Source organism: Anaerostipes rhamnosivorans (assembly GCF_005280655.1).
GTDB lineage: Bacteria > Bacillota > Clostridia > Lachnospirales > Lachnospiraceae > Anaerostipes > Anaerostipes rhamnosivorans.
Genome location: NZ_CP040058.1, coordinates 2,906,845 through 2,928,143, shown reverse-complemented (window position 1 = coordinate 2,928,143; position 21,299 = coordinate 2,906,845). Strand labels below are relative to the sequence as shown.

The 21,299-nt window shown below is 40.8% G+C and carries 16 protein-coding genes and 1 pseudogene; 15 read left to right on the top strand and 2 right to left on the bottom strand.

From position 1 onward, the window contains the following. Nucleotides 1-10: 10 nt before the first annotated feature. The 8 genes and pseudogenes from lysS to AR1Y2_RS14425 all read left to right on the top strand — a co-directional run. Nucleotides 11-1,480, top strand: a pseudogene (lysS, locus tag AR1Y2_RS14460) (lysine--tRNA ligase); the annotation flags it as partial. Between the two features lie 237 nt (nucleotides 1,481-1,717). After that, on the top strand, nucleotides 1,718-2,839 hold the full coding sequence (locus AR1Y2_RS14455) for a DUF4474 domain-containing protein (RefSeq protein WP_024726561.1): 1,122 nt from the start codon (nucleotides 1,718-1,720) through the stop codon (nucleotides 2,837-2,839). Further along, nucleotides 2,836-3,756 (top strand): metallophosphoesterase family protein, encoded by a 921-nt coding sequence (locus AR1Y2_RS14450; protein WP_137329610.1) that lies wholly within the window; start codon nucleotides 2,836-2,838, stop codon nucleotides 3,754-3,756. The genes AR1Y2_RS14455 and AR1Y2_RS14450 overlap by 4 nt, the downstream gene beginning before the upstream one ends. Before the next feature lie 92 nt (nucleotides 3,757-3,848). Beyond that, nucleotides 3,849-4,304, top strand: coding sequence for a hypothetical protein (locus tag AR1Y2_RS14445; protein WP_024726563.1), 456 nt, complete (start codon nucleotides 3,849-3,851; stop codon nucleotides 4,302-4,304). Then, the gene (locus AR1Y2_RS14440; RefSeq protein WP_137329609.1) at nucleotides 4,282-5,238 is read left to right on the top strand and encodes a hypothetical protein; all 957 of its coding nucleotides are present in this window, start codon (nucleotides 4,282-4,284) and stop codon (nucleotides 5,236-5,238) included. Before AR1Y2_RS14445 ends, AR1Y2_RS14440 begins: the two co-directional genes overlap by 23 nt. A 59-nt stretch (nucleotides 5,239-5,297) precedes the next feature. Beyond that, entirely contained in the window at nucleotides 5,298-6,122 is an 825-nt protein-coding gene (gene cdaA, locus AR1Y2_RS14435) for a diadenylate cyclase CdaA (RefSeq protein ID WP_137330286.1), read from the top strand. Beyond that, nucleotides 6,100-7,329: a CdaR family protein gene (locus tag AR1Y2_RS14430; RefSeq protein WP_137329608.1), complete on the top strand. Its 1,230-nt coding sequence runs from the start codon at nucleotides 6,100-6,102 to the stop codon at nucleotides 7,327-7,329. Before cdaA ends, AR1Y2_RS14430 begins: the two co-directional genes overlap by 23 nt. A gap of 10 nt (nucleotides 7,330-7,339) precedes the next feature. Then, a complete protein-coding gene (locus AR1Y2_RS14425; RefSeq protein ID WP_095142868.1) occupies nucleotides 7,340-8,266 on the top strand; it encodes a glycosyltransferase family 2 protein in 927 nt (308 codons plus the stop codon). Between the two features lie 17 nt (nucleotides 8,267-8,283). Here the strand turns inward: AR1Y2_RS14425 and AR1Y2_RS14420 are convergent, their stop codons facing one another. Then, complete coding sequence (locus tag AR1Y2_RS14420; RefSeq protein ID WP_137329607.1) at nucleotides 8,284-9,033, bottom strand: PIG-L family deacetylase; 750 nt, start codon at nucleotides 9,031-9,033, stop codon at nucleotides 8,284-8,286. A 4-nt stretch (nucleotides 9,034-9,037) separates the two neighbouring features. Further along, entirely contained in the window at nucleotides 9,038-9,463 is a 426-nt protein-coding gene (locus tag AR1Y2_RS14415) for a GtrA family protein (protein WP_137329606.1), read from the bottom strand. 196 nt (nucleotides 9,464-9,659) lie between these two features. Here AR1Y2_RS14415 and AR1Y2_RS14410 point away from each other — a divergent pair, with 196 nt between their 5' ends. The 7 genes from AR1Y2_RS14410 (at nucleotide 9,660) to AR1Y2_RS14380 (ending at nucleotide 21,298) form a co-directional block, all read left to right on the top strand. After that, complete coding sequence (locus AR1Y2_RS14410; RefSeq protein ID WP_137329605.1) at nucleotides 9,660-12,305, top strand: YfhO family protein; 2,646 nt, start codon at nucleotides 9,660-9,662, stop codon at nucleotides 12,303-12,305. Nucleotides 12,306-12,321: 16 nt separating this feature from the next. Then, on the top strand, nucleotides 12,322-14,988 hold the full coding sequence (locus tag AR1Y2_RS14405) for a YfhO family protein (RefSeq protein WP_137329604.1): 2,667 nt from the start codon (nucleotides 12,322-12,324) through the stop codon (nucleotides 14,986-14,988). Then, the gene (locus AR1Y2_RS14400) at nucleotides 14,985-16,964 is read left to right on the top strand and encodes a S8 family serine peptidase (RefSeq protein WP_137329603.1); all 1,980 of its coding nucleotides are present in this window, start codon (nucleotides 14,985-14,987) and stop codon (nucleotides 16,962-16,964) included. The genes AR1Y2_RS14405 and AR1Y2_RS14400 overlap by 4 nt, the downstream gene beginning before the upstream one ends. 169 nt (nucleotides 16,965-17,133) lie before the next feature. Further along, nucleotides 17,134-18,519 (top strand): glycerophosphodiester phosphodiesterase family protein, encoded by a 1,386-nt coding sequence (locus tag AR1Y2_RS14395; RefSeq protein ID WP_243118765.1) that lies wholly within the window; start codon nucleotides 17,134-17,136, stop codon nucleotides 18,517-18,519. A gap of 358 nt (nucleotides 18,520-18,877) precedes the next feature. Further along, nucleotides 18,878-20,293, top strand: a complete 1,416-nt coding sequence (locus AR1Y2_RS14390; protein ID WP_137329601.1) for a sugar transferase — start codon at nucleotides 18,878-18,880, stop codon at nucleotides 20,291-20,293. Nucleotides 20,294-20,319: 26 nt separating this feature from the next. After that, entirely contained in the window at nucleotides 20,320-20,769 is a 450-nt protein-coding gene (gene pssD / locus AR1Y2_RS14385; RefSeq protein ID WP_137329600.1) for a PssD/Cps14F family polysaccharide biosynthesis glycosyltransferase, read from the top strand. A gap of 16 nt (nucleotides 20,770-20,785) precedes the next feature. Then, nucleotides 20,786-21,298: a glycosyltransferase gene (locus AR1Y2_RS14380; protein ID WP_137329599.1), complete on the top strand. Its 513-nt coding sequence runs from the start codon at nucleotides 20,786-20,788 to the stop codon at nucleotides 21,296-21,298. Nucleotide 21,299 lies beyond the last annotated feature (1 nt).

Here is a 21,299-nt window from a genome sequence, read left to right as displayed (position 1 = left end):
GGATTGGAAAGTGGCAGAACAGAACAAAGATGCGGGCGAACTTGTCAAGGTACGCAGAAATAAACTGGAAGAATTACAGAGTGCAGGAAGAAATCCGTTTGAGATCATGAAGTATGATACAACGCATCACTCTATGGAGATCAAAGACCATTTTGAAGAACTGGAAGGAAAAGAAGTGTCTGTTGCAGGCCGGATGATGTTCAAGAGGGTCATGGGAAAGGCTTCTTTCTGTAATATACAGGATCTTGAGGGACGGATTCAGGCATATGTGGCCAGAGACGAAATCGGTGTGGAGGAATACAAGGACTTTAAAAAGATGGATATTGGAGATATCATCGGAATCAAAGGTACTGTATTTGCGACCAAAACCGGCGAAAAGTCCATTCACGCAAAAGAGGTTGTACTCTTATCAAAAAGCCTGAAGCCCCTTCCGGAGAAATTCCATGGCTTAAAGGATACCGACGCCAGATACCGCCAGAGGTATGTGGATCTGATCATGAATGAGGAATCCAAAGACACGTTTATTAAACGCTCTAAGATCATCAGCAAGATCCGTTCCTTCTTAGACGGACAGGGATTTATGGAAGTAGAAACACCGATGCTGGTGCCGAATGCCGGAGGAGCGGCGGCCAGACCGTTTGAGACCCACTATAATGCATTGGATGAAGATGTAAAACTCCGCATCTCCCTGGAACTTTATTTAAAGAGACTGATCGTCGGCGGCCTGGAAAAGGTGTATGAGATTGGCCGTGTATTCCGAAATGAGGGTGTAGATACAAGACATAATCCGGAATTTACTCTGATGGAATTATACCAGGCGTATACAGATTACAATGGAATGATGGAACTGACAGAGAATCTGTACCGCTATCTGGCACAGGAAGTCGTGGGAAGCACCACGATCACATACAATGGCATTGAGATGGATTTGGGCAAACCGTTTGAAAAGATCACAATGGTTGAGGCTGTAAAGAAATATGCGGGTGTTGACTTTGACGAGATCCATACGGTTGAAGAGGCAAGAAAAGCTGCGGATGAACATCACGTAGAATATGAAGAACGCCATAAAAAAGGCGATATCCTTAATCTGTTCTTCGAGGAGTTCGTGGAGGACAATCTGGTACAGCCTACATTTGTATTGGATCATCCGGTTGAGATTTCTCCTCTTACGAAGAAGAAGCCGGAAAATCCGGACTATGTGGAACGGTTTGAGTTTTTCATGAACGGATGGGAGATGGCAAATGCCTACTCCGAGCTTAATGATCCCATCGATCAGAGAGAACGGTTTAAGGCACAGGAAGAACTGCTCGCCCAGGGTGACGAAGAAGCAAATTCCACAGACGAAGATTTCCTGAATGCATTAGAGATTGGTATGCCGCCGACAGGAGGCATTGGTTTTGGAATAGACCGAATGGTCATGTTGCTGACAGACTCATCTGCGATCAGGGATGTATTGTTATTCCCGACGATGAAGAGCCTGGATAAATAGAGGCAGCTGTAATCAACAGAACTAGACGATTGTTCATACAATAAATATAAGAGATAATGAAAAGAAAGGGAGACTACTGAGAAGTGGTCTTCTTTTGTTGTTTATAGTGACATTTGCGTGGATGAAATAGTAAGTCTAAAAAAAGAGTATCATACACGTGCCAAATGTAACGAAAGAAGGAGACGTGGAATAAAATGTATTACTAAGATAAATAAAGGAAGGATTATTGTGTTAGCGACGCCTATTATAATTATTGCAGCTGTTGTCATAATAGCTGTGCTGGCTGTTGTCATCGTATGGCGGATCAGAAGCCGCAGGTTTCGTCCGAATGCGAATAAACGGCAACAACAAATGGAATTAAATGCCGACCTCAAAGAAGCTGGGTTTGCATATGAAATAAATGGTGATTACTTCTATTCTCTGATGGACTGTTGGCAGCGGGAAGTTGGATATTGTCGTCTTTATGATGAGGGTGCGCCCTTGTTTAATATGATTATGGATTGTGAGCCTATCACTTTCTCTTATGGGGGAAAAAGATGGCTGATAGAACTGTGGAAAGGTCAGTACGGAATCACTACCGGAGGGGAGATTGGTATATATAATACGGAGAGAGAAGACATCGATCATGAAAAGTTTCAAGGAACTTTTTATGAAAATATACGGGATGATGAAAGACTGCCAATGTCATATGTTCTAAAGAGAAATGGAAAAGTTATTCTGCGCCGTAAGGATGTCCACTGGTGGCTGACTGGCTTCAAGCTGGGGGAATTTTCAGAACCGGATTCACTTGTTATGGATGCATCCATAACATTTCCTAACCGGGAAATGAGAGATGTATTTATAGACAGTTTAAGGAATCTTGGATATAGAAAAAGGGAATTTTCTGTACGCAGGAACACGGTGCGTATCCATTATACGACACCTCATTCAGTGCAGCCGGAAGCAAGGGATGGACTGCAGGAAGCTGTTGTTCAGAAAACAAACAGAAATAACTGTAGATTATATGAATTCTCTACTGAAAAGTATAGTGACACACTTGATAAGGTGGAATATATAAAAGCCATCATGCCGGAGCTCTACGCGATATTTGTGGACTCCCTATATACAAAAGGTCTCTATGGGGCATTTGAATGGATCAAAGACTGGCTGATAGGTAAGAGACCGGATCCAAGACCGCCGAAGCCACCGCGTCCGCCAGAGCCGCCGTGTTCTCAAGACCCTTCATGTCCGCAGGGGCCCGTATGTCATCTCTGTTACCCTTCTCCTCCGAAACGGGAATGCAAGCCGCATGACTGCCGTTGCCAGAATACAGACTCCTGTGATGATTGCAAAGGGCAGAAAGAAGAATGAGTTATAGGACCGTAAAGAGAAAACTGGATCAGGTTTATAAACATGCACCGGTTGTAACGTTTGATTCCGATTCAAAACTGGTGATCATGAGCGACTGTCACCGAGGACAGGGGAACGCAGGAGATAATTTTCTGGCCAATCAGGATGTGTGTTTTGGCGCTCTGGAGTATTATTTCCATGAAGGATTTACGTATATTGAACTTGGAGACGGTGATGAACTGTGGGAAAATAGGAGACTGAAGACCATTGCGGAGGTTCACGATGACATCTTCTGGATCTTGTCCAGATTTTACGAACAAAAACGGCTTTATATGGTGTATGGAAACCATGACATAGTCAAACGGAATAAGGGGTATATGAACCGCCACTGCGACAATTATTATTGTAATTCCGCCCATACTGAACAGCCTCTTCTTCCCGGAATTACTGTGGAAGAAGGTTTGGTCTTCCAAAACAGGAAAGATGGAAATGAAATATTTATGGTACACGGTTTCCAGGGAGATTTTCTGAATGATACACTATGGCCGCTGGCCCGGTTTTTAGTGCGGTATGTGTGGCGTCATATGGAGCTGATAGGATTTTTGGATCCAACCGGTGCCGGACGCCCTAGAAAAGCCAAAGAACGAGTTGAGAAAAGGCTGGCTGACTACAGCTGCAACAGGCAGCAGATCTTGATCGCCGGGCATACACACCGGCCCGCATTCTCCACACCGGAGGAAGGATTCTATTTTAATTCCGGGAGCTGTGTGCATCCGCGGTGTATCACATGTATTGAGATCGAAGATAATGAGATCTCTCTGGTGAAATGGTCTGTCCGTTCCGGAGGAGACAGAATCTTAAGAGTGGAGCGGGAAGTGCTGGAGGGGCCGGCATCTCTCACAGAGTACACACGGATGAGAAAGAAAATAAAAGAGTAAACAATGAGGTACAGACGCCTTGGTCTGTACCTCATTTTGTGATATAATGTCACCATGTCCGGCGGTGCAGCTAAAAAGGAGGGGTGAATCCTATGATTTCAGAAAAAAAAATAAAGATTATGACTTCGCTCGCCCAGTACGAAAAAAAAGAGGGCGTCAAGGATTTAAGGATCAACCGTTATAGCTGCAGTGATTATGTAAGAATGGAAACAATGAAAGTAGGAGTTGCTCTAGTGGTGGCGCTCTTGCTTCTCAGCGGGATCATAATCATATTTCAGATAGAAAACGTAATTTCTATGATGCGGAAAGGGACCATCGCTGTACCGGCAATATTGATTTTATTCTGTTTTGGAATCCTTTTCTTTTGCTATGTAAAGACCACCCGGTCCAGAGCGGAGCATCGCTATAATGAGGCTATGGTGCGCATCAATGCATATGAAAGACAGTTGGAGAAGCTTCTGGAAGTTTATGAGGAAGAAGAGAACGAAGATAAAAGCCCGAAGATAGATACAGAGGAGTTGGCAGATGGAAAAATTATTGATTTATAGAGAAAAGCTATTAAAATTCCTGTCATCCCATTGGCAGGTCTGCGGACCTCTGGGAAAGTTCATAGGAGGGGTGTTCATATTTTATGTGATCAATTCACTGTTTGGATATTCTAAAATACTAAGTCAGCCGTTCAGCACATTGATCCTGGCGGGTATCTGCGTATTCCTGCCATTTTCGATGACATATTTGCTGTGCAATCTGATCATTATCATTCATTTATCTGTGGTATCGATGGAGATCACAATATTGTATTTTATTATCGTGGGTATTTACTATCTGCTGTATCAGCGGATGTTTCCTGAAATGAGATATTTATTTTTTATGACCCCGGTGTTTTTCTTTTTCCACTTGACTGCCGTCATTCCACTGTTTGTGGGCAGCTTCATTGGGATCACGGGAATTCCGGCGATTGTCATGGGAACATTTCTGTACATCTTTGCACAGACAGTCCAGAGCGGAGTGGTACAGGTAAATAACGGTTCATTTGGCAGCCAGTTGTATAATTTTGTACTTCAGGGAACGATAGAGAATAAGCAGTTAATTATATATATTCTGTGTTTTATTTTTGTGGTAGCCCTGATTGTGGGGATCCGCAGGATGCAGGTGGATTATGGATGGTATTTTTCGATCTTTATCGGAGGTATTGCCTATGTGACCATCGTGCTGGTTGGCGGATTTTTTACTGGAAACCGTGTAGATATCGGCGGAGAGCTGATCATTGCGGCGGTAAGCATTCTGGTTGTGATGATCATGCAGTTTTTCAAGATCGTCATTGACTACTCCAGACAAGAGACCTTGGAGTTTGAGGATGAGGATTATTACTATTATGTCAAGGCGATTCCCAAGAGCAGGGTCAATGAGGAAGAGATCAATATCACGAAGATCAATCCTGCCGGGAAGAAATTTGGATTTAAAAAACATAAGGGAGAGTAGATTTGGAGCAGCTTTTATCAGTCATCGAAAAATATTTATATTGGTTATCCATTCCCCAGATGTCAATCACGGATATCCTGGATATCCTGATCGTCAGCGTGCTGATCTATGAAATCGCCAAATGGATCAAGAATACCAGAGCCTGGACCCTTCTGAAAGGCATTATGCTGCTTGTTTTTGTAGCTATGGTAGCTTATGTATGTCAGCTGCACACAATATCCTGGCTGATCAATAATACCATGGGTGTGGGTGTCACTGCGGCGATCATTGTGTTTCAGCCGGAACTCAGGAATGCCCTGGAGCAGCTGGGCAGGAAGAATCCTATTGTAAATCTGTTTTCATCCGACGAAAGCCGGGATGAGAAGGTGGGATATACAGACCGGACTCTCCAGGAGATCGTTAGGGCTACCATTGAGATGTCGAAGGTCAAGACCGGTGCACTGATCGTGATGGAACGTGAAGTCCCTCTGGGTGAATTTGAGCGGACAGGAATTCCTGTTGACGCCAAGATGAGCAGTCAGCTGCTGATCAATATTTTTGAACACAATACTCCGCTTCACGATGGGGCAGTGATCGTGAGAAATAACCGCATTGTGTCAGCTACCTGCTATCTGCCTCTGAGCGACAGCCTGGAGATTGAAAAGGAACTGGGAACCAGGCACAGGGCGGCAGTGGGGATCAGTGAAGTCTCTGACAGTGTGACGATTGTTGTCTCAGAAGAAACGGGAGGTATTTCCATTGCACAGGGCGGCAGAATTTACAGAGGATTGACTCCGCAGCAGCTGAGAGACCGGCTGGCTGTGGTGAAGAACGATTATAGCGACGGAAGGAAATTCAGGCTTTGGAAAGGATTGAACCGCAATGAAAGAAAAATTAGGAAATGATCTTGTCTTAAAAATATTTTCTCTTGTCCTTGCCATCCTGCTTTGGCTGTTTGTCATCAACACAGAAGATCCGGTGATAACCAAGTCTTTTTCAAATATCCCTGTGGATATGCTCAATGAGCAGGTACTGGATGAGCTGAACCGGACGTATAAGATCACAGAGGGCTCAACCGTGAGCTTTACGGTAAAAGGGAAAAAGACAGTTCTTGACAAATTGAAAAAAAGTGATTTCAGGGCAACTGCAGATGTGTCCTCCATGTCTAAGGTAAATTCCATCCCGATCAAGATCGTACCGCTGAAGTTTGCTGACCAGCTGGAGATTGTATCAGGAAATAACCAGAGTGTCAAAGTAAAACTGGAAGACCTGCGCAGAGTACAGGTGCCGGTGACAGTGGAGACAACAGGAAAACCGGCATCGGGATATGCGGTGGGCAGCAGGACTGCGGCACCGAACCTGATTTCTATTTCCGGTCCTAAGAGTGTGGTTAAGCAGGTGAAAGCCATCAAAGTAATTGTAGATGTTTCTGGACTAAAGAGAGACGTATCCATCACTCATAAAGTTGTCTGCTATGACAGCGAAGGAGAGCAGGTAGACCAGTCCAGGCTGAAACTGGATGACGACGAAGTCAAAGTAAGGATCAAGTTTAGCAGGACCAAGACTGTACCGATCGTAGTAAAGACAAAAGGAACTCCTGCAAAGGGATATGCTCTGGGAAGTATCGACTACTCTCCGGAAGAGATCGAGATCACCGGAGAAAAGGACGTTCTGGATGAGGTGGACGAGATCGCTTTGTCCACCATTGATATCAGCAGCAGTACCAAGAGTATCGAAAAAACCATCAAAGCAGAAGATATCAAGCTTCCGGAGGGAATTACGTTTGTAAAGGATACAAGCAAGATCGAGGATATTGTAGTCAAGGCAAATATTGAGAAGAATAAAAAGCGCACGATCACTCTTTCTACGGACCAGATTCAGCTGATCAACAATAAGAATAACTATCATATAGAGTTTGACCAATCTGAAGTGCCGATCAAGGTTACAGGATTAAAATCAGTTGTGGATGAACTGACAGCTAAGGATTTGAATCCAAAGATTGATGTGTCTGTCTATGAGACCGGAACACACACGGTGCAGGTACAGCTCAAAGAAGTAAAGAATATGGATATTATCGGAAATGTCCAGGTGAAGATTACAGTATCAGAATAGGAGCCTATTTATGAAGACAATGTCAATCGTTCTTCCGGCTTACAATGAAGAACAAATGATAGAAAAGACGGCCAGGATCATACCAGAGCTTATGGAAGAAGAAAACATAAGTTATGAACTGGTGTTTGTCAATGACGGGTCTAAGGACCTGACATGGGAAAAGATTGTTAAAGTATCTGAGGAGAATCCAAACATAAAAGGAGTCTGCTTTTCCAGGAATTTTGGAAAAGAAGGAGCTGTGTTTGCAGGGATCGCCAATGCCTCTGGAGATTGTGTGGCAGTCATGGACTGCGATCTCCAGCATCCTCCTGAGACTCTGGTGACTATGTACAGGCTCTGGGAGCAGGGTTATCAGGTGATCGAGGGAGTAAAGGCATCCAGAGGAAAAGAAGGGATGATCCACAAGTTTTTTGCCAAGACATTTTATAAGATTATCAGCAATGCCACAGGTGTGGATATGTCAAGAGCATCGGACTTTAAACTTCTGGACCGGACTGCTGTGGACGAATTTCTTAAGCTGCCAGAACGGAATGTATTTTTCCGTGCACTGTCCTCCTGGGTGGGCTTTAAGACTACTTATGTAGAATTCCACGTACAAGAGAGGGAAGCCGGAGAATCAAAATGGTCTATGAAGTCACTTTTCAGATATGCGATCAATAATATTACGTCTTTCAGTGCAGTACCTATGCAGGTTGTTACATTCTGTGGCGTCATCTTCTTTTTATTTGCAGTTGTTTTGGCGGTACAGTCACTCTACCTATATTTCAGCGGAAAGGCAGTGGCAGGCTTCACCACAGTGATCCTGCTCTTGCTGATCATTGGCAGTATCTTGATGTTCAGTTTAGGAGTGATCGGATATTATCTGTCTAAAATATATGAGGAAGTTAAAATGAGGCCGAGATACATTATTTCGGAGATCACAAAACAGAAGAAATAAAAAACAGCGGAAAGAAATCAAGGCCGATTTCCTTCCGCTGTTTTGCTTTTTGTTCCTTCGTTCCAGTCTGAAGCCTTTACCCAATTTTCAAAGTAGTGCATCTGTCTGTGTTTCCAGATTGTACGGCGTTCCCGGTTGTAGAATGAGAACATCTTTTTTTTGATCTTCATATATTTCGGGTCTTCCGGGGGACCGATGGGCCTCTCCGGAGGCAGCTGGCAGTAATACTTACCGAAATAGTATAAGTGATCAAAATCATGTTCTTTCTTCGCGGCGAATGTGACAATGTTTGAAGTGCCGATATGATGAGGGTGGCCATATTCTCCTTCCGGATTATGGGTGGCGATGACCTTCCATTTTTTGTATCTTAAAAGGGTGCGGATGTTTTTTTCAATCCTGTTTTTGTATGGTTTCCATGAAACCCGTTTTCTGTTTACATAGTCCGGATAATTCAGCATGATGCTGGGAGAACCGGCTACATTCATAGCGTATTTAAATTCTTTGTATCTGGTGAGATGATATGTATTGGCATTGGTGAGACATACAACAAGGTACCGGTCCTTTGCCAGGTGCGCTCCTCCCCATAGAGACTCATCGTCAGGATGTGCCACGATCATAATGTTGTCGATACCTCTAAGATCTAAGGTGTCAAGGTACTGGGGTGTGGCATCTTCCTTGACGGGAAATGAAGAGCCGATGACTCCCAGACACAGGGCAAAGACCAGAGTCAGTGCAAGCATTATCTTTTGTGCTTTATCTAATTTCATAATGTTAATCTCTTTCTGGCTGTGTATGTTTAAAAACTAAAAATTTACTGATAAAGTAGTTTACGATCACCACGATCACCTGTGTTTCCAGTTTGGCCAGCCATTTGGCCTGTCCAATAAACTGTACAAGGACATAGACGCCGCCGACTTCAATGACCATAGTAGATAAACGGCCCAGCACAAACCTGTAAAATTCTAAAAATACTTCTTTCCAGGAGCTGCAGCTGGAAGAGAAGACAAAAAGCTTATTGACCACATAGGCAAAGAGAATTGCCGCAATGACAGAAATAATATTACTGATGGTATAATTGATATGGAACGTATAAACAAGTACATTAAATATCACCAGGTTTACAAGAGTAGTGCAACCGCCGAAAAAAAGATAGCGGAGCCCTTGATTATACCAAAGTTTTTTAATTAAATTCATCATGATAGTATCCTTTTCTTATATATTATATGTTTAAAATTTATTATAGTATAAAACCTCTGATAAAAGTTTGCAAGAATGTGAAGATTTTCTTACAATCCAGAGAAGTGACTAGAAAGAGCTTAAATTATTGCCGACTTATGGTATAATAAATGAATACTTTAGTTTTATGGAATTTTTTGGATAGGTGGTATGAATCATGAGAGAGAATAAAAAATTAAAAAGTGGATTGATCTATACGGCATTGTTTGCGGTCATATCCTGCATTGTGTTTTACCCTATGTATCAGAGCGGGAAGTCTCTGATATGGGTTTCAATGGCAGGTGACGGATTAAGCCAGCATCTAAATTCATTGGCTTACTGGGGCGAGTATCTGCGGAGCTTTTTTTCGAATCTTTTTGCAGGACATCCTTCGCTCCCTATGTGGGATATGAGTCTTGGATACGGCGCAGATATATTATCTACATTAAACTATTACGCCATAGGGGACCCGCTGAATCTTGTATATGCATTTGTTTCTAAAGAAAATGCAGAGTATCTGTATAATTTTATGATTATTTTCAGAATGTATCTGGCAGGGCTGTCCTTTATGGCCTATTGTTTGTATATGAAGAAAGGGCACAGGGCAACTGTATTTGGTTCTCTGATCTATGTGTTTACAGGATTTACACTGTGGGCGGGCATAAGGCATCCATTTTTCCTGAACCCGCTGATCTATTTACCGCTTCTTTTGATTGGCGCTGAAAAGATATTTAAAAATGAGAAACCTTATGTGTTTATACTCTCTGTAAGTATTTCGGCTATGAGCAACTATTATTTTCTTTATATGCTCACTATATTTACATTTTTGTATGCTTTGATCCGCTTTTTTTCCTATGTCCGGGAGAATTATTTTATGACTTTTATACGGACAGTGGGAAGATTCTCCGGCTATTATCTTTTGGGACTGGGGCTTTCCGCAGTTATTTTGCTGCCGGCAGTCATAGGGTTCCTAGGAAACGGACGGAGCAACGAGAACATATCAGTGGGAATGTTCTATCCACTGCGGTATTACAGCCGTGTCCTGCTGAATTTCGTTGGTTTTGGAAATTCAGGAAATTCGGTTTCTTTAAGTTTTGTTCCTGTGGCAGGATTAGCCGTTCTTCTCCTGTTTGCGGCAAAGAATAAAGACAGAAAATATACACCTCTCAAAGCTGTATTTGGATTGGCACTGATCTTCCTCTGTGTCAAAGTGTTTGGTTATGGGTTGAATGGTTTTGCATATGTGACAAACCGCTGGACATTTGTCATAGGATTTATTGTCGCATTTATTTTTGTAGAAATGTATCCGAAGCTGTTTTCAATGACGAAGAGAGAAAAATGGCTGGTCGCCGCTGGGATTGGTCTGTTGGCTGTCTATAGTGTGTTTGCTCAGAAATTTGTTGGAGGCGGGTTCTATACATATGGTTCTAACAGTGCTATCATAGCATTGGCGGGCAGTTTTTTATGTATCTGTCTGATCCAGAAGACAGGAGCGGCATATCAAAGTGTGATCAGTTCTGTGATGATAGCTTTGCTGATCATCGGCAGTCTGGGAATACACTCCTATTATCGGTTTGGTCCTAAGAAAGGAAAGTACACCAAAGACTTCTTAGACAGCGGAACAGGATATGAATCCCTGCTGGATGACTCAGCAAAAGTATTACAAAATACAGGAGATCCCGGCGTTTTCCGTGTGAACACCAATCAGAGCCTGAATCATAACTACGGACAGGCTGCTGATTTAAATACAGTAAATAACTATTACAGTGTTACAAATGGAAATGTAGGGAAGACAGTAGAAAGCTTCCAGACATTAAATCTGACGTATCTATTTAAGTTCAAGGGACTGGACCACAGGACTGGTCTGTATGGTCTGAATGGAGTCAAATATATTTCTGTAAAATATAGCAAAAATGCGTCAAAAGCATGGAAAAAGAAAGGCTTTGATCCAATATCTATAAAAAACGGCAGGTTGCTCTTAAAAAACAGATATGCTCTTCCATTTGGATATTCCTATGACTCTTATATTACAGCGGATGAATACAAGGAGCTGAACGGGATTGAGAGAGAGCAGGCAATGCTTCAGAGTGCTGTGCTGGACGAAAAGGAGCAGGGCATCCGCAGAGGAGATCCGCAGTTTTCAATCACAGAGCGAAATATCTCATTAGAGAAAAAATCTATAAAGATTAAAAAAGGGCATCAGATGTACCAGCTTCCAATTCATATGGTACCGGGAAAGGATAATTATCTCTATATAAAGGGATTGGAATATGAGAACAACAGAGAAGGAAAAAATACATATTTTATAACATTGTCAGGCCAGGGCTGGAGACAGAAACTCAGGATCCAGCAGAAAGGAAGCAATTATTCTTTTGGAAGAAAAGACTATATACTGCATCTTGGAAGGCTGAAGGACAAGACTCTCAGTATTATTTTTAATAAACGCGGGAAATATAAAGTAGATAACTTGAAGATTTTGGCTGTCAGCCAGGACAAAACTCTGCATCAGCTGATTCGTCTGAAAGACAATAGTGTCATGAAGGAGATTTCATATAAGGATAATGACTTCTCAGGAAAAATTTCTGTGAAGGAAAACAGGATGCTTTGCATCCCCATCCCCTATTCCAGCGGATGGAAGGCCCAGGATAACGGAAGGGATTTGAAGATCAAAAAAGTAAATGGCATGTATATGGGCTGGCTGCTGACACCGGGAGAACATAAGATCCAGATGACTTACCGGACGCCGGGACTTGTACCCGGTGCGGCTGTCAGTATACTTACCCTTGGCCTGCTTTTGGTTTTGAGGAAACGAAGAAGATTCTAAAAGGAGCGACAGAGATATGACATCACAAAGGAGTACAAAGAAATATTATTTGCTATATTTCATATTATTTATTGTAATGTGTTTTGCGGCTTTTTATCCGTTTATCGCAGAAGGAAAATCGTTTATCTGGGCCGCAGGCGTGGAAGACGGACTGACTCAGCATTTTGAGTCTCTGGCTTATTGGGGTCATTATCTGCGGGAAGCAGTGAAAAGCATTTTCTCAGGGCATTCGTCACTTCCTATGTGGAATATGAATCTTGGCTACGGAGGGGATATTTTATCCACGTTAAATTATTATGCCATCGGTGATCCGCTGAATCTTCTGTATATCTTCGTGCCGATGAAACATACGGAAGTTATGTATAATTTTATGATCCTTCTGCGGATGTTTTTAGCGGGAACAGCTTTTATGTTATATTGCAGAAAGATGAACAAAAATAATTTTGCCTCTGTGATGGGGGCTCTTGTGTATGTGTTCTGCGGTTTTATTTTCCGTTCAGGACTCAGGCATCCATTTTTTATTAATCCGATGATTTATTTTCCATTGCTGTGCCTAGGCGTTGAAAAGATCTATAAAAAAGAACGTCCTTACCTGTTTATCGCAGTTACTGCGGTAGCATCGATGAGTAACTTTTATTTCTTATATATGCTGACGATTTTTACAGTCATCTATGCGCTGATCCGGTTTTATCAATACTATGCCGAGGACAGGCTTAAAAACTTTCTCGTGCTGCTCAGGGAATTCGCAGGATATTATATTCTGGGAGTGGCTCTTTCAGCAGTGATTCTTCTGCCTGCTGTCTATGGCTTTTTAGGAAACGGACGTGGAGGCGGACAGGTCCACAATCTAATCGCCTATCCGTTCAAGTATTATATTTTATTCCTGGAGAATTTTGTGGGATATGGAAACAGCGGACAGTCGACCAATGTAGGTTTTATTCCTATAGCAGGCATCGTTGTTCTGTTCTTGATGTATTCCCGCCGAATGAAACATAAAAAATACAAACTGGCCTTTTTGGGCTGTATCATATTCCTGGCACTTCCAGTGTTCGGATTTATCTTTAACGGTTTTTCCTACGTTACAAACCGTTGGAGCTTTGTCTTTACGTTCATCATTGCACTGCTTGTGGCAGAGATGTATCCGAGACTTTTCCATATGTCCAAGCGCCAGATCATAGGGATATTGATCGGTATCTCTATTTATAACCTGATCATCAGAGTGGCTGAGTTTAGCAAGCCGGATGTGTTTAAAAATGATGGAGCCTATATAGCCGGTATTTTTCTCTTTTTGTTTTATCTGGTGTTACTGTTTTTCCAGTGGAAAAGTATGGATAGTAAGAATATAGCCACCAGAATTGTTATCTCAGTGCTGATTGTGGTCAGCATCGGGGTCCATGGATTTTACCGTTTTGGTGACGGAGGGAGAAATTATATAAGTGAGTTTTTAAACCATGGAGAAGCCATGAGACTGCTTTCTTCTGATGAAAATAAACAGCTGAAAGAGCAGGCTGCAGGCCAGATGGTCAGAGTCCACAATGAAACTCAGAGGTTCCACAATTATGGTGTTCTGGACGAATTGAATACAGTCAGCGCTTACTATAGTATTATCCCCAAGGAGACAATGGAGGCAGTACGCAGCTACGAAACGCTGGGAATGCAGTATGCTGACAAGTATCACGGTGTGGATCTGAGACAGGGGCTTTTAAGCCTTGCCTCAGTCAAATATATTATGGTACCTGAAAATGAGAACCTGAAGGACTGCCGTCTGCTCTATGAGACAGATGGGGTCAGGCTCTATGAAAACCCATATGCCCTTCCGTTTGGGTATACGTATGATTCATGGATGAGCCAAAAGGAGTACGATTCCATGAACGGGGCAGAACGTGAGCAGGCGATGATCAAATCGGCAGTTCTGGATGAGGGTGTAGAAGGCCTTAAGAAGCAGGAACGTTCTTCTATACATGTTGGAGAGAAACGACTTTCTGGCAGACAAAGCCTGTCGGTCAATGAGGGAGGAAAGACCAAAAAGTATCGTGTCAATCTGAATTCCAAAAAGGAGAATTACATCTATATTAAGAATCTCCGGTACAGCCCTTTGACAAAAAACAAATCCAACATCTCAGATATCGCCTTAAAAGGGAAAAAAGGCAACAGAGGGATCGATGTCATAGACGGCTCAAAGGAACAGCATATTTATATGCAGGATAAAATGAGTTCCTACTATTTTGGACGCCATGATTATCTGATGAAAATTACCGGGGAAGGGGACTTTGAAGTGAATTTTTTAAGCTCTGGAACATACAGTGTAGAGTCTATCTCTCTGATCTCAGTAAATCCTGAAAAGATGCAGAAAGAGCTGAAAAACAGGAAGAAGAATTCACTTCAGAATATTACTTATAAAGACAATGTGTTTTCAGGGCAGATCAAGACTAAGAAAACCAAATTGTTGTGTATTCCGGTGGCATATTCTAAGGGATGGTCAGCGAAAGTCGACGGCAGGGAGACCAAAATATTAAAAACTAACGGTATGTATATGGGGTTAGTCCTTACGCCGGGTGAACACAAAATCACGTTAAATTACACAACTCCGTGGCTGATCCCGGGAGTTGCTGTCAGTACGTCTGCAGGGATCATCTTGATAATTTATATTGTAGTATCCAGAAAGAAGAGGAAAAGAGTATGAGAAGAGCTATAAGTACATTGACAGCAGTCTGCCTTGCAGGGGGCCTTATGTTCGTTCAGCCAGGGACAAAGCCAGTCCGGGCCGATGAATCTGAGAGCACCGCGACATCAGTGACGGATCCAAACGAATATAAGACAAAAGAGGTCATTGTAAAATTCAAAGACGGTGTATCCGAGACAAAAAAAGAAAATATCATAGAGGAAACACCGGGAGAAGCCGAGCAGATAACGGGGACGGTAGCTGTGGTCAAGGCGGACACAAAAAAAGAGACGGCAGCTGCAGTGAAAGAACTGGATAAAAATGATGATGTAGAATATGTACAGCCCAATTATGTTTATCGGCTGGTAGACGGAAACGGCAGAGTATCCGAGAGAGAGACCGCCATGAAAACGGCTGGTGTTAACGATCCTTTCTTTTATGTACAGTGGGGGCTCTATAACTATGGAACAAATCTTACAGACTTTGTCCGAACTCAGGGCGGGGGACAGGGTGTTACGATTCCACAGAAAAAGGGATTGGATATTAATGTAAAGAACCTTTGGAAACAGCTGAATAAAAAAAATACGAGTAAGGTCATTGTGGCCAATATTGATACCGGAGTAGACTACACTAGTACTGGCCTTAAGTCCGTTATGTGGAAGAATACGAAAGAAAAGAAAAACGGGAAAGACAGTGATAAAAACGGCTACAAAGATGATATTTATGGCTGGAATTTTTATAATAACAATAACAAAGTCTATTCAAACAGGGCTTATAGCTACAATAATTATGAGGATGACCATGGGACCCATGGGGCGGGGACTATCGCCGCTGTGCGCAACAATGGCTATGGAATAGCGGGGATTGCATCGGGCACCAATGTAAAGCTTATGACCATCAAGGTTCTGGGCGGGAGAAAAGGAGAAGGAACAACCTTGAGTGTCATCAAGGGTATAAAATATGCCAAAAAGATGGGGGCCAAGATATGTAATTTTAGCTTTGGATCCTACCAGAACGATAAGATGCTCAGGGATGTGATAAAAGATAGTAAAGATATGCTGTTTATCTGCGCTGCGGGAAATGAGAGAAACAACAATGACAGATATCCTGCTTATCCGGCCAGCTATAATTACAGCAACGTGATATCGGTTGCAAATCTTGATTACACAGGTTACTTAGAGTCTTACTCAAACTATGGAAAGAAAAGTGTTCTGCTGGCAGCGCCGGGGACGGACATATTCAGCCTGGGTGTTAATGAACGGGGCATCGTTGAGACCGGAACCTCTATGGCAGCGCCTATGGTGACCGGTACAGCAGCTTTAATCTACGCAAAGTACCAAGGAATAACCCCTGCTATGGCGAAAAATGCGTTGAAGCGCGGAGCAACCAGAATCAGCAGCTTAAATGGAAAAGTGGCGTCCGGCGGATATTTGAATGCTGAAAAGACTGTGAATTCTAATTACTATCCACCATATATTACAGTTAAAACAACACAGAAGAAGAATTATTCTCTGGCAAAGGTCAGTGCCAAAAAGAGAGGCAGTACGAGAGTTACTGCAGTTAAATACATAACGGGAAAGAAGACTTCCGCTTACTTTTCCAATGGAAAAAGGGGATATAACGTAAAAAACGGGACACTCAAAGTAAAAAAGGCCGGGTATTATACGGTTTATGCTAGAGACAGCGCAGGGAACCAGACAGTGAAGACCGTAAAGATCACTGCCGGGAAGCCGCCGAAGCTTAATGTCAAAGTATATAAAAAGAGCCGTTCAAAAGCAAAAGTTAGGATAAAAGCCTCAGACGAGAGCAAAAAGACATTAAAATTCAGATATGCAAAAGGAAAGAAATCGGTTTCTTATTTTAAGCAAGGGAAAAAGGGAAGCAGGCTGAAGAATAAGAAAGGCAGTGCCAGCTTTCAGGCGAAAAGGGGCAGATATTATACGATATATGTGGTAGACCGAAGCGGTAACGAGAAAATAAAGAAAGTGAAAATATAGTTACCAAAATAATGCGGAATGTTGAATTTTGTTTTAATCGGAGAACTGGAATAGGGCAAATATGTTGTAGAAATGTTACTTTTGTGATAAAATAGGGAATCAAAGAGATAAGTCTAGGATGGGGACAGAGGTTTAGTGTTTAGCTGAGAGAGAAAGAATGAGGTGTAGTATGAAAAAGCTAAAATTTTTATTGCGAACGGCATCATTGTGTATGGCGTTTATTTTGATGGGCACAAATACTGTGTCAGCCAAAACCCCTAAGGTAAAAAAGATTAAATTTTCCAATGTTTCTTCCAAAAAGACCATGTACAGGGGCACATCCAAAAAGTTTACAGTAAAAATAACTCCGTCCAAAGCCAAAAGCAGAAAGCTTCAGTGGTATTCCAGTAATAAGAAGGTGGCGACGGTCAGTTCTAAAGGAACTGTAACTGCGAAGAAGAACGGGACGGCCTACATCACAGCCAGGGTAAAATCACAGAAGTCTAAAAAGGTAAGATGTAAGGTTACGGTAAAAACGAAGAAGGTATCCAAGGTATCGTTCAGTTCAAGCAAAGCTGTTCTCCAGCAGGGAAAGTACTATACCAGAAAACCTACAGTTTCACCATCATATGCTTACAATAAGAAAGTTACATATAAGTCATCCAACACAAAGGTGGCGACGGTTAATTCTTCAGGGAAGATCTATGCAAAAGGACAGGGGACTGCAACTATTACGGCGACAGCGGCAGACGGATCTAAGAAGAAATCAAGCTATCCGGTAAGGGTGATTGGTAAAATTACAAGTAATCCAAGCAGCGGGACCAAATTTGTGGCACACCGCGGGTTAAGTTCAGAGGCTCCGGAAAATACAGTGAAAGCATTTGAGCTTGCAGGAGAGGCAGGATTCTGGGGTGCGGAGACAGATATCCGTATGACAAGTGATGGCGAATTTGTTGCCATGCATGATACAACTTTGAAAAGGATGTGTGGTGTTGATAAAAGGCCTGAAGATATGACGTCAGAGGATATAAAAAGTAGAAAGATAATCAGCGGTAACAATATTTCAAAATACAAGAATGATCCAAAAGCTAATCAAGTAGCCTTCTTAGAAGACTATCTGAAGGTGTGTAAAGAGAAAGATATGGTACCGGTTATTGAGATCAAGATGGAGTATACGACGAACGGCAAAGTTGCAGACAGCAGGATGCAGGGAGTTGTGGAAGATGATTTACAGAAATTAAGTGATACTGTGGAGACAAAAATGGACGGCGGACAATATATGTTTATTGCTTATGACTTTGACACCATGGTTGAGATGAGAAAAATAGTAAAGGATATGCCAAATGTCAAGCTACAGCATGTTACCAATGATGCAAATCCAGGCATGATTAATTACTATTATAAAAGAGGAATTGCCCTGGATTGCAATTACACTAAAATTTCAGACTCAACATTAAATCAGTTTTTAAATTCCAAAGTGCTGGTAAACTTGTGGACTGTTGATAATGAGGAAAAAGTTTGGGATTTTATTAATAAAAAAGTGGACTATATTACGACAAATAAGAAATTTTGGTAGGCATGGGGTATTAATTATAATAGGGACAATGTGGCTATGGGATTCCTAAAATCAAGAATTAGACAGTTTTTTCTTAAATATCAAATGATATGTCGGAAAATATAATTATTGTGACGGTACATAAACAAAGATTTAAAACCAAACAAATTTCAGAAACAGTTTAAAAGGCTATAACGAGACAGTCAAAAACGAACTAAAAAAGACAAGCACATGCTCATTAAAAGATTTGAAGATCCGATGAAAATGAACACTGTTAATTTTCTTAAACAATACATGTGATTTTTATAACCCTGACTGTTAAAATAGATAAAGAAGATAAAAAAGGTATACATTTCGATGAAATAGAGGGTGTAGAAATATGAATATTAAACAATCTCAGAAGCAAAATCTCATAATTTATTTTTTCGACGTTTTAGGAATTATCTTGGGCTACTTTTTAATGATTCTACTTAGATTTCAGGGAGATGTGAGATTATACGTTGATAATATGGTTCTATATAGACTAATCATTGCAATTTTTATATTGACACTAAATTATTTTCTTTTTTATCCAAATGAAAACTTTTTTAAAAGAACATTCATCAAAGAATTATGGCATAATTTTAAGATTAATGTAATTGCGGCGGCTTTTATGGCTACGGTCGCCTATTTAATCGACGACGCAAAGGATTATTCACGCTTTATTTATATTATGACTATGGTATTTAGTTTTATTTGGATGCAAGTAGTACATAGTTTGTATCGTTATTATATGTTGAGATTTAAAAAATATAGTCAGACTAGCCAGAAGATGCTGATAGTAACTACCAGTGAAAAGGCTGATGAGATTATTGGAAACATAATCAAAGAAAAGACCTGGAACTTATGGATCACAGGAGTTATCATTTTAGATCAAGATTGGATTGGACGCAAGATCCATGGAATCCCTGTTGTTGCAAACAAAGAAAATATGTTTTTATATACAGTACGTTCTGTTGTAGATGAAATCTTTATTTACACATCAGAATCTAATAGAATTGCAATAAAAGATATAGTTCAAAATTTTAGAGACATGGGTATATCTGTAAAGATGAACATCGATTTGTTTAATATGGAAATTGCTACTGAAAAATATATAGACAAAGTCGGGCAATATAATACAGTATGTTTTGCACCTAAAATAACTCCACTTCATATGGTTTTTATGAAAAGGCTGATTGATATTTTAGGAGCATGTATCGGATTAGTAATAACCTTTTTTATTACATTGTTGCTTGGGCCTTTAATTAAAATTGAATCGCCAGGTCCAATCTTTTTTTCTCAAAAAAGAGTCGGAAGAAATGGGAGAATCTTTAATATCTATAAGTTTAGATCTATGTATGTAGATGCAGAGGAAAGAAAAAAAGAGTTAATTGAAAAAAATGAAATGAATGGACTGATGTTTAAGATTAAAAAGGATCCTAGGGTTACGAGAATTGGAAGAATAATTAGAAAAGCCAGCATTGATGAGTTACCTCAATTTTGGAATGTGTTAAAAGGCGATATGAGTTTAGTAGGAACAAGACCTCCTACGGTTGATGAATTTGAGCATTATGAGGGCTACCATAAACAGCGTCTAAGCATGACTCCCGGTTTGACTGGAGTATGGCAGGTGAGTGGAAGAAATGATATTCAGGATTTTGAAGAAATAGTTGCTATGGATGTAGACTATATTAATAACTGGTCACTAAAAAAAGACTTGGGTATTATTTTAAAGACTATCCGAGTAGTATTAATGAGCAGTGGTGCGAGATAATAACCGCTATTTAGAGAGGAAGATTTATGAAGATTTGTTTAGTAGGGTCTAGCGGAGGCCATCTAATGCATTTGTATATGTTGAAATCATTCTGGGAAAACAAAGAGCGATTTTGGGTGACCTTCGATAAAGAAGATGCAAATAGTTTATTGAAAAAAGAAACAATATATAGATGTTACTACCCAACGAATAGAAATGTTAGAAATCTAATAAAAAACACATTTTTAGCAATTAAAGTCTTGGTGAAAGAAAAACCTGATTTAATAATATCATCTGGCGCTGCAGTTGCTGTTCCGTTTTTTTATATTGGTAAACTAATGAGAATAAAGTTGGTATATATAGAAGTATTTGATAGAATAGATAAACCTACATTAACTGGAAGGTTAGTGTATCCTATCACAGATAGATTTGTTGTCCAATGGGAGGAACAAAAAAAAGTATATCCTAAAGGGGTGAATTTAGGGAGTATTTTTTAACAATAGGGAGGAAAGTATGATATTTGTGACAGTGGGAACTCATGAACAACAATTTGATAGGTTAATTTCATGTATTGATAAATTAAAAGGGGCAGGGAAAATACCAGATAATGTGTTTATGCAGGTCGGTTATTGTTCATATATACCAAAATTTTGTGAGTGGAGCCACTTTCTATCATATGAAGAGATGATTCATAAAATTACTGAAGCTCGAATTATTATAACCCATGGGGGACCTGCTAGTTTCGTTGCGCCTTTACAAAAAGGAAAGGTTCCAATAGTTGTACCAAGACAAAAAAAATATAATGAACATGTAAATGATCATCAACTTGAATTTGTTCGTATTGTAGCAAACCGTATGAATAACATTTTGGTTGTTGAGGAGACCTACGACTTAGAAGAAATATTGCAAAACTATAACAAATTAGTAACCCAGATTAAACAGGAATCATTTTATCATAATGAGATCTTTAACACTGAGTTCGAAACAATGATCAATAAACTGTTTGAGGGCAAAAAACGTAGATAGG

Coding starts and splice junctions, on each gene's coding strand:
- AR1Y2_RS14440 (WP_137329609.1), top strand. CDS start 4,282: ATGGAAAAATTATTGATTTATAGAGAAAAGCTATTAAAATTCCTGTCA.
- AR1Y2_RS14400 (WP_137329603.1), top strand. CDS start 14,985: ATGAGAAGAGCTATAAGTACATTGACAGCAGTCTGCCTTGCAGGGGGC.
- AR1Y2_RS14380 (WP_137329599.1), top strand. CDS start 20,786: ATGATATTTGTGACAGTGGGAACTCATGAACAACAATTTGATAGGTTA.
- AR1Y2_RS14410 (WP_137329605.1), top strand. CDS start 9,660: ATGAGAGAGAATAAAAAATTAAAAAGTGGATTGATCTATACGGCATTG.
- AR1Y2_RS14405 (WP_137329604.1), top strand. CDS start 12,322: ATGACATCACAAAGGAGTACAAAGAAATATTATTTGCTATATTTCATA.
- AR1Y2_RS14390 (WP_137329601.1), top strand. CDS start 18,878: ATGAATATTAAACAATCTCAGAAGCAAAATCTCATAATTTATTTTTTC.
- AR1Y2_RS14450 (WP_137329610.1), top strand. CDS start 2,836: ATGAGTTATAGGACCGTAAAGAGAAAACTGGATCAGGTTTATAAACAT.
- AR1Y2_RS14430 (WP_137329608.1), top strand. CDS start 6,100: ATGAAAGAAAAATTAGGAAATGATCTTGTCTTAAAAATATTTTCTCTT.
- cdaA (WP_137330286.1), top strand. CDS start 5,298: ATGTCAATCACGGATATCCTGGATATCCTGATCGTCAGCGTGCTGATC.
- AR1Y2_RS14445 (WP_024726563.1), top strand. CDS start 3,849: ATGATTTCAGAAAAAAAAATAAAGATTATGACTTCGCTCGCCCAGTAC.
- AR1Y2_RS14395 (WP_243118765.1), top strand. CDS start 17,134: ATGAAAAAGCTAAAATTTTTATTGCGAACGGCATCATTGTGTATGGCG.
- AR1Y2_RS14420 (WP_137329607.1), bottom strand. CDS start 9,033: ATGAAATTAGATAAAGCACAAAAGATAATGCTTGCACTGACTCTGGTC.
- pssD (WP_137329600.1), top strand. CDS start 20,320: ATGAAGATTTGTTTAGTAGGGTCTAGCGGAGGCCATCTAATGCATTTG.
- AR1Y2_RS14415 (WP_137329606.1), bottom strand. CDS start 9,463: ATGATGAATTTAATTAAAAAACTTTGGTATAATCAAGGGCTCCGCTAT.
- AR1Y2_RS14425 (WP_095142868.1), top strand. CDS start 7,340: ATGAAGACAATGTCAATCGTTCTTCCGGCTTACAATGAAGAACAAATG.